Below are 8350 nucleotides of genomic sequence, written 5' to 3'. Positions count from 1 at the left end.
TGTGCCGCGACAGGTGGCCCGGACAAGCCGGGCCATGACGATGGGGGAACGCTCTTGGCGCCCAGGCAAGCACTTGATTTTACGGTCATTTCCCACTCGTTTCCAGGATGTGTGCATTGCGTAGGGCGTGTCCCGGCCATCTGCGCTTCGACGGCGGGGGGGGGGCGGATGGCCGGGACACGCCCGGCCATGACGGAGAGGGAGAAGCCCTTGCTCCGCCCGAAGCCTTATCCTGACTGGCATGGGGCGTGACGATACGGCAACGGCCGTCGCCCGCCTTCCGGTGTCAGACCGTGACCACGACGTAGAGATCCTCCACCGTCACCTTCACAGATTCCGCAACGAACGGCCCCTCGGCCACCGCCTTGCCCGGCTCCACCGCCACGTCGAACGCGCGGGCCTGCACACTGTTCGGGTCGCACAGCGACTGGCCGGTGCGGATGTCGAATTCCCAGCAGTGCCAGGGGCAGCGGATCATCTCCCCGCTCCGCGTCAGCCGGTAGTCGCCCGGCATCGGCGCGACCAGGCGGGAGACGATCTCGCCGCGGCACAGCGGCGCGCCCTGGTGCGGGCAGCGGTTGATCAACCCGAAAAAGTCGTCACCGATCCGGAATATACCGATCTCCCGCCCTTTCACCGAGACGATCTTGCGGCTGCCGGGCGGGAGTTCCTCGACACTGGCGACGACGTGGCGGCTCATGGCTCAGTCCAGGTTGTACACGGCGCGCGCGTTGTCGCGGTAGATTCGGCTCTTCCACGCTTCCGGCAGCGACACCTTGAAGGCATAGCGCGGATCGTCCTGGTCCCAGTGCGGATAATCGGTCGAGAACATGATCCTCTCGGGGCCGATCCATTCCAGGGTAGAAAGCATGTCGTTGGGGCGCTCGGGCTCCTCGATCGGCTGGGTGGTGACCCAGATGTGCTCGTGCACATACTCCGACGGCAATCGTTTCAGATGCGGCACCTCGGCGCGCAGGCGCTTCCAGTGCTTGTCCAGCCGCCAGCACAGCGCCGGCAGCCACGCGAAGCCGCCTTCCACCAGAACGACCTTGAGGTTGGGGATTTCCTCGAATACGCCCTCGCAGACCAAGCTCGTTACCAGGGTCTGCATGGTCTGCACATAGGACGGATGCTCCTCGTGATAGAACGACGGCCAGCCGCCGCCGGTGCTGGCGTGGCCGCTGGTTCCGCCCAGGTGCAACGAAACCGGGAACCCGTTCGCCGCGCACGCCGCCAGGATCGGCCAATAGCGGCGGCGGCCCAGGGGCTCCAGCCCGCGCGGCGGGATGTTCACCTGCGCGAACCGGCGGTCGCCGGCGCGCTTCTCGATTTCCGCAATCGCTGCCTCGGTCCATTCGATGTTGACCTGCACGGCGCCCTTCAGCCGCGGATCGGGATCGCACCAGTGCGCGATCTGCCATTCGTTCGTCGCCGTCGCCATCGCCGCGCCGAACTCGACATTGCGCTCGGCCGCGGCGCCGCCCACCAGGGGCGCCAGCAATCCGTAGGCGACGTCGAACAGGTCCAGAAGCTGTTCCTGCATCAACGGCAGGTCAGAGCCCGGACGCCCGCCGTTCTTCGGCCAGGAGTCCATCCGCATGCCGCTGCCGGGCGACATCCTTGGATACATCGAGGTTTTCGCCAGCCCCTGCCGGCCACGGCCGCCGATGGTGCGCTTGTGCTCCAGCCAGCGCTGCGACAGGAACGGATCGAAATCCTCAGGCCCCTTCACATAGGGATGCACGTCGCAGTCGATGAAGCCGAGATGGCTTTGGGCGCTGCGGTCGGGCTTGCGATCCAGGACGGTCATGTTCATCAGCGCGTCTCCTTCACGAACGCAGGCGGGGATAAGTGTTCAATGGATTGTCAACGCAGATCCGGCGCAGCAGATCCGCGGGAATGCCCTCGGGCACCGCGTCGTCGCCATCGAAATGCCAGTGCGGATAATCGCTCGAGAACAGCAGCATCTCCTCCGAGCCGAGTTGTTCCAGGATCGCCGTCATCTGCTGCTGCGTCGGCGGCGCGTCGAACGGCTGCAGCGTCAGCCGCACGTGCTGCCGCACGATGTCCGTCGGCCGCGTCTCCAGCCACGGCGTTTCCGCCCGCACGCCGCGCCAGGTCTTGTCCAGCCGCCACAGCGACGCCGGCAGCCAGGTGACGCCGGATTCGATCAAAACGACCTTCAGCCCCGGGAACTTGTTGAACACGCCCTCGGTCACGAGGCTGTTCAGCGCGGCGGCAAAACCCTGAGCCTGGGACACGTAATCTTCCAGGTAATACGACGGCCAGCCGCCCGCGCTGGGCGGATGGCGGAAGCTGCTGCCGGCATGGATGCCGATCGGCAGCCCGTGCTTCTCGGCCGCCGCATAGAGCGGCCAGGTCTGCCGCCGACCCAGCGGCAGCTCGGCCATCGCCAGCAGCAGCACCTGCACGAAACGTTTATCCCCCGCCATCCGTTCGATTTCCTCGGCGGCGAGGTCCGCGCTGTGCGGCGGCACCACGATCGAGGCGCGCAGCCGCGGATCGCGGTCCAGCCACTCGGCAGCGAGCCAGTTGTTGATGGCGCGGCAGAACGCAGCCGACAGGTCCTCGCTGAACATCATCTGCGCACCGTGCAGGACGTTGCAGATACCGAACGCCAGATCGAAGTGATCGAGAAATTGCGTCTGCAACGCATGCAGGCTGCTGCCCGGCGGCCCGGCCGGCGCCCGCCAGTCCGGCCGCGCATTGATCGGCGCGTTCACCGGGTAGGAGCTGATTTCGAAATTGTCACGTTCCAGCCCGCGCCGCAGCACGTGCTCCCGCCAGTACGGGTCGAGATGCGGCAGCAGCACGCGGGTATCGGGCACCGCGGGATGGATATCGCAGTCGATCGCGCCTGTTATTGGACGAACCATGGGCGGTGCTTTCGCCTTCGCTTGTGGACGGAGACGGTAAGCGACACCGGCGGTGGTGTAAATGTCGGGCCGGTGGCAGACCGCCAGGCCGTTGCCGGAATCCGGCGGATCATGCTGATGTTTTCCGGACGGCCGGAAGCCCGCGGAGATGACGATGCCACGAAAAGGATACATGTGGGTGCAGGGGAAGCCGAGCCCGGAGTCGCCGAAGGAGCCGGAAAAACAGGCCATCATCGCGGCCTGCGAGGCGGTGATCAGCAACCCCCTGAAGCCGCGCTACCTGCCCGAGATCACGCCGAAGGAAACCAATTATCCGATCGACATCAGCGGCGACTACCGGGGCGGACGTTATCGCTTCATGGTGCGCTGCCGCTCCGGCTTTCCGCACAACACCGGGTACGAATTCGACGAGCCGTTCGCCCGCATCGATCGTATGGGACCCGACCGTTTCAACATCCAGCGGATGCACGACTCTGGGGAATGGTTCCTTGTCCATGAAGCGAAAACCCTGGCGGAAGCGCTCGATCTCGTTGCGACGGACGAGATCCTGCAGCCGCCGATCTGACCGCTCCTGCGGAGACTCCTGATGAGCGAGTACCAGTACTACGAATTCCAGGCGATCGATCGCCCGCTCTCCCGCGCGGACCAGGCCGCGCTGCGGGACCTATCCACCCGGGCGCGGATCACCGCGACCAGCTTCGTCAACGAATACAACTGGGGCGATTTCAGGGGCGATCCGTTGAAGCTGATGCGGCAGTGGTTCGACCTGCATCTCTACTTCGCCAACTGGGGCTCACGGCACCTGATGATTCGCCTGCCGGCGGATCTGGTCGATCGCCGCCTGCTCGACCACATCGGCGACGCCATCGACGGGATCAGCGCCGAGCCCGCCGGCGACCGGATCATCCTGAACATCGAACGGGATATCGACGGCGGCGGGTTCCCGGGGGACGACGAGGACGATGGTTCCGGCTGGCTCGCCGCGCTGGCGCCGCTGCGCGCCGAACTTCTCGCCGGTGACAACCGGCTGTTCTACCTGCTGTGGCTGATGGCAGTGGAGGAAGAAGGCATCGAGCCCGACGAACCCGAGCCGCTGCCTGGCATCGGGCCGATGACCGGCGCGCTGGAAGCCTTCGTGGATTTCTTCGGCATCGACCCCGACCTGGCCGAGGCCGCGGCGGAACGGCGCGCCCTCGACCCGGTCCCGGCCAACGCCGCCGAGGCTGTCATTGCGGCCCTGGATAGTTCCGAAAGGAACCGGCTGCTGCTGCGCGTGTTCGACGGCGATCCGCTGGTGGCGGCCGAGCTGCGGGCGAAAGTACGGGCGGACCTGCCGCGGACGCCGGATGCCACGCCTCGCACCGCCGCCGATCTGCTCGCCCGGGCCGAGGAGATCCGGGTCGAGCGGGCGGAAAAGGAGGCGAAGCGCAAGGCCGAACAGCGCCGCCGGGAACAGGAGAGGGCCGAACGGGAGCGCCGCGCCCGCCTGGACGCCCTGATCCGGCGCGGCGAGTCGGTCTGGCAGGAGATCGAAACGGAAATCGAGCGCCGCAATGCCAACGGCTACGACCTGGCGGCGGAAATGCTGGCGGACATGGAGGTCATCGCCAACGAGCGCGGCAAGACCGTGGAATTCACCCGCCGCCTCGCGGACATCCGCACCCGGCACGAGCGGAAGAAACAGTTCCTGATGCGGATCGAGGGGCTGGGGTGAGGGCTGTTCATTCCGTTTGGATCAGGGCTGTCCCCTCACCGTCAAGGCCGTTGTCTCACCCTCTGGGCCGGGCGCGGCGAACCGTTCCGCCGTCATGGCGGCCATCCACGCCTTGCGGTGCTGGTATCGGCAGAAGGCGCAGATGGTGGGCCTGCGCCCACCATGACGTGGTGGGAACGACCGTGCTTCATGCCCCGTTATGGGCGCCCATGGGGCGTATCCCGGCCATCCACCCTCCGCCGTTCGTGCGCAGATGGCCAGGACACGCCCGGCCATAACGATGGGGCAACGGCGCCTCCGCCGCTACCCCAGCGCCGCTACCCCAATGCCGCTACCCCAGTGCCACAACCAACCCGGTCACCCGTCCGCCCGCGGCACCCACGGGATGCGGGCGACGTTGATCCCTTCTTCCGCCAGGCTTTCCGCCTGTTCCTCGCTCGTCTCACCGTAGATGCCGCGATGCTCCACCTCGCCGCGATGCATCTTCCGCGCTTCCTCGGCGAAGTCGTTCCCGACATAGTCGCAGGTCCGCTCCACCTCAGCCCGCATCCGCTGCAGCAGCGCCACCATCTGTGCCGGTATCCGGCCGCCTGCCACCTTCGCAGGCTGCACCGCGGGTTCGGCCGCCGGCGTCGGCGGCTGCGGTGCCTCGACCGGCGCCGGCACCGCCTCCCGCCGGGCCTCCCGCCGGGCCAGGGCCGGCGCCATCAGCGCCCGCTCGACCTCGGTGCTGCCGCACTCCGGGCAATCGATCAGGCCAAGCTGCGCCTGTTTCTCGAAGGTGGCGCTGTCCTTGAACCAGCCATCGAAACTGTGATCCTGGCTGCACCGCAACTGGTAGTGAATCATGCCGCGTCCTGTGGGCAAGCGTTCCTGTTACGCTGTCCGTTCGCACTCTCGCACCCCGGCGGATGGACTGCCACTGAATTTCACCCTAACCCGAGCAGGCTGTCGAGCCTTCCGGCGCGGTCCAGCGCCATCAGGTCGTCGCAGCCGCCGATATGCCGGCCGTCGATGAAGATCTGCGGCGCGGTGGTGCGGCCGCCGGACCGCTGCCGCGCCTCGGCCCGCGCCTGCGAGCCGTTCGGGGCATCGATCTCCTGGAACGGCACGCCCTTCCTGGTCAGCAGGTACACCGCCCGTTCGCAGTACGGGCACCAGGGCTGGGTATAGATCTCGACAGTCGCCATTGCGTTCACCTCTTGCCCCGCATGTTGGGCAGATCAGCCCGCGGCGCAAGCCCGGCGTGCCAGTTCCGCCCGGCAGGCCGTGGCATCGGCGACACAGCCGCCGTCCAGCCACCACTGCCGCACGTCGCGCAGCAACTCCCCCACCCGCGGACCCTGCGACACGCCCAGCGCCCGCACGTGGCGGCCGACCAGCGGGAACACCGGCCGCGGCATCGCCGCCAGCCGCTGCCGCAGCGCCGCCGGTCCGCCATCCAGCCACACCCGGTCGATCAGGTCCTCGGTCCGGTGGTCCGCCAGCAGGCGGCGCAGCGTGGCATCGTCGTCCTCCGCCCGCACCGAGGGCGTCGCCGCCAGCCGCACCAGGCGGTCGCGATCGTGGTTCGACAGCTTCAGTCGCAACGCCAGCGCCAGGGGATCGCCGCTGAGCATCGCCGCCAGCCGCAGGATCGGATCGGCCGGCAGCCCGGCCAGCCGCTCGACAGGCGTCGCCTCCGGCAGCACCGCCTGCCAGATGCCCAGGCGAACCATCAAGGCCACGGAAGCCGCCGGATCGTCGGCGCCCAGGATCAGCCGCAGCTCGGCCCACACCCGCTCGACCGACAGGCGCGCCAGACCGGGAATGCCCTCGACCAGCGCGGCGACGGTGTCCGCGTCCGGCGGCTGGCTGGCATAGCGGCCGTAGAAGCGGAAGTAGCGCAGGATGCGCAGGTAGTCCTCGTGGATGCGCGCCACCGCGTCGCCGACGAAGCGCACGCGGCCGGCCGCCAGGTCCGCCACGCCACCGAAGTAGTCATACACCGTGCCGTCGCGCGTCATCGACATGGCGTTGATGGTGAAGTCCCGGCGCGAGGCATCCGCCTGCCAGTCATCAGTGAAGGCAACGACGGCATGGCGGCCGTCGGTCTCGACGTCGTGGCGCAGCGTGGTGATCTCGAACCCCCGTCCCTGCACCACCGCCGTGACGGTGCCATGCGTGACTCCGGTCGGCACCACCCGCACGCCGGCCCGGGACAGTGCCGCGGTGACGTCCTGCGGCGGGCGCGGCGTTGCCAGGTCGATGTCGGAAACCGGCCGCCCGGCCAGGCTGTCGCGCACCGCGCCGCCGGCGACCCGGGCCTCGGGCAGTGCGTCCCAGACCACGGACAGCGCCGCGTCGGCGGCGAACGGGGTCGGGTCCAGGCGCGTCACGGCGGCCGGTTCGGCGGGGATTCGACGATCCGCCCGTGCTCCAGCCGCGCCGGGACATAGGGGCGGTTCGCGTCGCCGGCGTTGATGTGCCAGACCCACAGCAGGGCGCCCAGCATCACGGCGACGAACACCGCCATGGTCGCCACCAGCCATAGCGGCGGCAAAGGGGAGGGAAACACCAGGCGCCAGGCCACGAAACCCAGGAAAGGCACCAGAAACAGGACGATCTCAATCAACCGCGGCATCGTATGGCGTTCCTCTGCGGAACCGATACCCGGCCCCGCGCGGTTTCAGGGCGGCGCGGAGGCGTAGATCTGGTCGATCGTCCGGGTCAGGCTCTCCCGCCAGTGCGGCAGGCGCACGCCAAATACGGCGTGCAGGCGGGTGCAGTCCAGCCGGGAATTCGCCGGGCGCTTCGCCGGCGTCGGCCAGTCCGCGGTTGTGATCGCCGCGACCTCGGGAACCTTGGCGCCGTGGCGGGCGGCTTCCTCGAAGGTGGCGACGGCCAGGCCGTGCCAGGTGGTCGCGCCGGTGCCGGCGGCGTGGAAGATGCCGCGGTAGCTCGCCTGCCAGCCGGTGCGGTCGATCAGGGCGACGATCGCCAGGATCGCGTCCGCCAGGTCCGCCGCCGTGGTCGGGCAGCCGTGCTGGTCGCCGACGACGGTCAGCCGGTCGCGGGTCTTGCCGACGGCCAGCATGGTGCGGACGAAATTCTTGCCGGTGGCGGCATAGACCCAGGCGGTGCGCAGGATGATCACCCTGGCGCCGGAGGCCATGACGGCTTCCTCCCCCGCCAGCTTGGACGCGCCATAGACGCCCTGGGGGCCGACCGGGTCGGTTTCGACGTAGGGTTCCGGCTTGTCGCCGTCGAACACGTAGTCGGTGGAGACGTGGATCAGCGGGATGTCCGCCTCGGCGCACAGGCGGGCGAGGATGGCGGGTCCGTCGCGGTTGGCGCGGTAGGCGGCGTCCGGGTCGGTTTCGGCGGCATCGACCGCGGTGTAGGCGGCGGCGTTGACCACCAGCCGCGGGTTGGCGGCGCGGAACGCGGCTTCGATGGTCTCCGGCCGATCAAAGTCGAAGTCCGGGCGGCCGACGCGACGGATGCCGCTTCCGGCGGCGGCGAGGGCCGAGGCAAGCTGGCCGGTGCCGCCGGTTACCAGGATGGGGCGGTCAGACATGGATGGTCGCTCCATTCGCGTCGGTGAGTCACCGTCATGGCCGGGCGTGTCCCTACGCAATGCACACATCTCGGAAACGGCCCGCCGCGGCGTTTCCCTTTCGTCATGGCCCGGCTTGTCCGGGCCACCTGTCGCGGCACAAGTGCTGGAATAGGTGGCCCGGACAAGCCGGGCCATGAC

Annotated in this window: 10 protein-coding genes; 2 read left to right on the top strand and 8 right to left on the bottom strand. The window is 68.5% G+C overall.

The annotated features are described in order from the left end of the window. Positions 1-286: 286 nt before the first annotated feature. Genes CCS01_RS11235 through CCS01_RS11225 form a run of 3 tightly spaced genes read right to left on the bottom strand, consistent with a single transcriptional unit; the run spans position 287 to position 2897 of the window. Entirely contained in the window at positions 287-700 is a 414-nt protein-coding gene (locus tag CCS01_RS11235; RefSeq protein WP_104518915.1) for a Rieske (2Fe-2S) protein, read from the bottom strand. Positions 701-703: 3 nt separating this feature from the next. Next, positions 704-1816: an amidohydrolase family protein gene (locus CCS01_RS11230; protein ID WP_104518914.1), complete on the bottom strand. Its 1113-nt coding sequence runs from the start codon at positions 1814-1816 to the stop codon at positions 704-706. Between the two features lie 13 nt (positions 1817-1829). Further along, a complete protein-coding gene (locus tag CCS01_RS11225) occupies positions 1830-2897 on the bottom strand; it encodes an amidohydrolase family protein (RefSeq protein ID WP_104518916.1) in 1068 nt (355 codons plus the stop codon). A gap of 154 nt (positions 2898-3051) precedes the next feature. On the opposite strand from CCS01_RS11225, the gene CCS01_RS11220 reads away from it, so the two are divergent. Continuing rightward, a complete protein-coding gene (locus CCS01_RS11220; protein ID WP_204848228.1) occupies positions 3052-3462 on the top strand; it encodes a DUF3024 domain-containing protein in 411 nt (136 codons plus the stop codon). 21 nt (positions 3463-3483) lie between these two features. After that, a complete protein-coding gene (locus CCS01_RS11215; RefSeq protein ID WP_104518912.1) occupies positions 3484-4611 on the top strand; it encodes a hypothetical protein in 1128 nt (375 codons plus the stop codon). A 357-nt stretch (positions 4612-4968) separates the two neighbouring features. Here CCS01_RS11215 and CCS01_RS11210 read toward each other — a convergent pair whose 3' ends face one another. The 5 genes from CCS01_RS11210 to rfbD all read right to left on the bottom strand — a co-directional run bounded on the left by CCS01_RS11210 (position 4969) and on the right by rfbD (position 8170). Further along, complete coding sequence (locus CCS01_RS11210) at positions 4969-5460, bottom strand: DUF1178 family protein (protein WP_104518911.1); 492 nt, start codon at positions 5458-5460, stop codon at positions 4969-4971. An 80-nt stretch (positions 5461-5540) separates the two neighbouring features. Beyond that, a complete protein-coding gene (gene grxC / locus CCS01_RS11205) occupies positions 5541-5801 on the bottom strand; it encodes a glutaredoxin 3 (protein ID WP_104518910.1) in 261 nt (86 codons plus the stop codon). Between the two features lie 33 nt (positions 5802-5834). Further along, a complete protein-coding gene (locus CCS01_RS11200; protein WP_239992113.1) occupies positions 5835-6989 on the bottom strand; it encodes a CCA tRNA nucleotidyltransferase in 1155 nt (384 codons plus the stop codon). After that, positions 6986-7234, bottom strand: a complete 249-nt coding sequence (locus tag CCS01_RS35125; protein WP_239992112.1) for a hypothetical protein — start codon at positions 7232-7234, stop codon at positions 6986-6988. The genes CCS01_RS11200 and CCS01_RS35125 overlap by 4 nt, the downstream gene beginning before the upstream one ends. A gap of 45 nt (positions 7235-7279) precedes the next feature. After that, the gene (gene rfbD / locus CCS01_RS11195; RefSeq protein ID WP_104518908.1) at positions 7280-8170 is read right to left on the bottom strand and encodes a dTDP-4-dehydrorhamnose reductase; all 891 of its coding nucleotides are present in this window, start codon (positions 8168-8170) and stop codon (positions 7280-7282) included. Positions 8171-8350: the final 180 nt, after the last annotated feature.

The sequence above is a fragment of the Rhodopila globiformis genome (assembly GCF_002937115.1).
In the GTDB taxonomy this organism is placed as follows: domain Bacteria; phylum Pseudomonadota; class Alphaproteobacteria; order Acetobacterales; family Acetobacteraceae; genus Rhodopila; species Rhodopila globiformis.
This window is presented reverse-complemented; position numbering and strand designations above follow the sequence as displayed.

What these genes read in the sequence shown, in the direction of transcription:
- CCS01_RS11225 (WP_104518916.1), bottom strand. Translation starts at nt 2,897, where the DNA reads ATGGTTCGTCCAATAACAGGCGCGATCGACTGCGATATCCATCCCGCG.
- CCS01_RS11210 (WP_104518911.1), bottom strand. Translation starts at nt 5,460, where the DNA reads ATGATTCACTACCAGTTGCGGTGCAGCCAGGATCACAGTTTCGATGGC.
- rfbD (WP_104518908.1), bottom strand. Translation starts at nt 8,170, where the DNA reads ATGTCTGACCGCCCCATCCTGGTAACCGGCGGCACCGGCCAGCTTGCC.
- CCS01_RS11220 (WP_204848228.1), top strand. Translation starts at nt 3,052, where the DNA reads ATGCCACGAAAAGGATACATGTGGGTGCAGGGGAAGCCGAGCCCGGAG.
- grxC (WP_104518910.1), bottom strand. Translation starts at nt 5,801, where the DNA reads ATGGCGACTGTCGAGATCTATACCCAGCCCTGGTGCCCGTACTGCGAA.
- CCS01_RS11215 (WP_104518912.1), top strand. Translation starts at nt 3,484, where the DNA reads ATGAGCGAGTACCAGTACTACGAATTCCAGGCGATCGATCGCCCGCTC.
- CCS01_RS11230 (WP_104518914.1), bottom strand. Translation starts at nt 1,816, where the DNA reads ATGAACATGACCGTCCTGGATCGCAAGCCCGACCGCAGCGCCCAAAGC.
- CCS01_RS35125 (WP_239992112.1), bottom strand. Translation starts at nt 7,234, where the DNA reads ATGCCGCGGTTGATTGAGATCGTCCTGTTTCTGGTGCCTTTCCTGGGT.
- CCS01_RS11235 (WP_104518915.1), bottom strand. Translation starts at nt 700, where the DNA reads ATGAGCCGCCACGTCGTCGCCAGTGTCGAGGAACTCCCGCCCGGCAGC.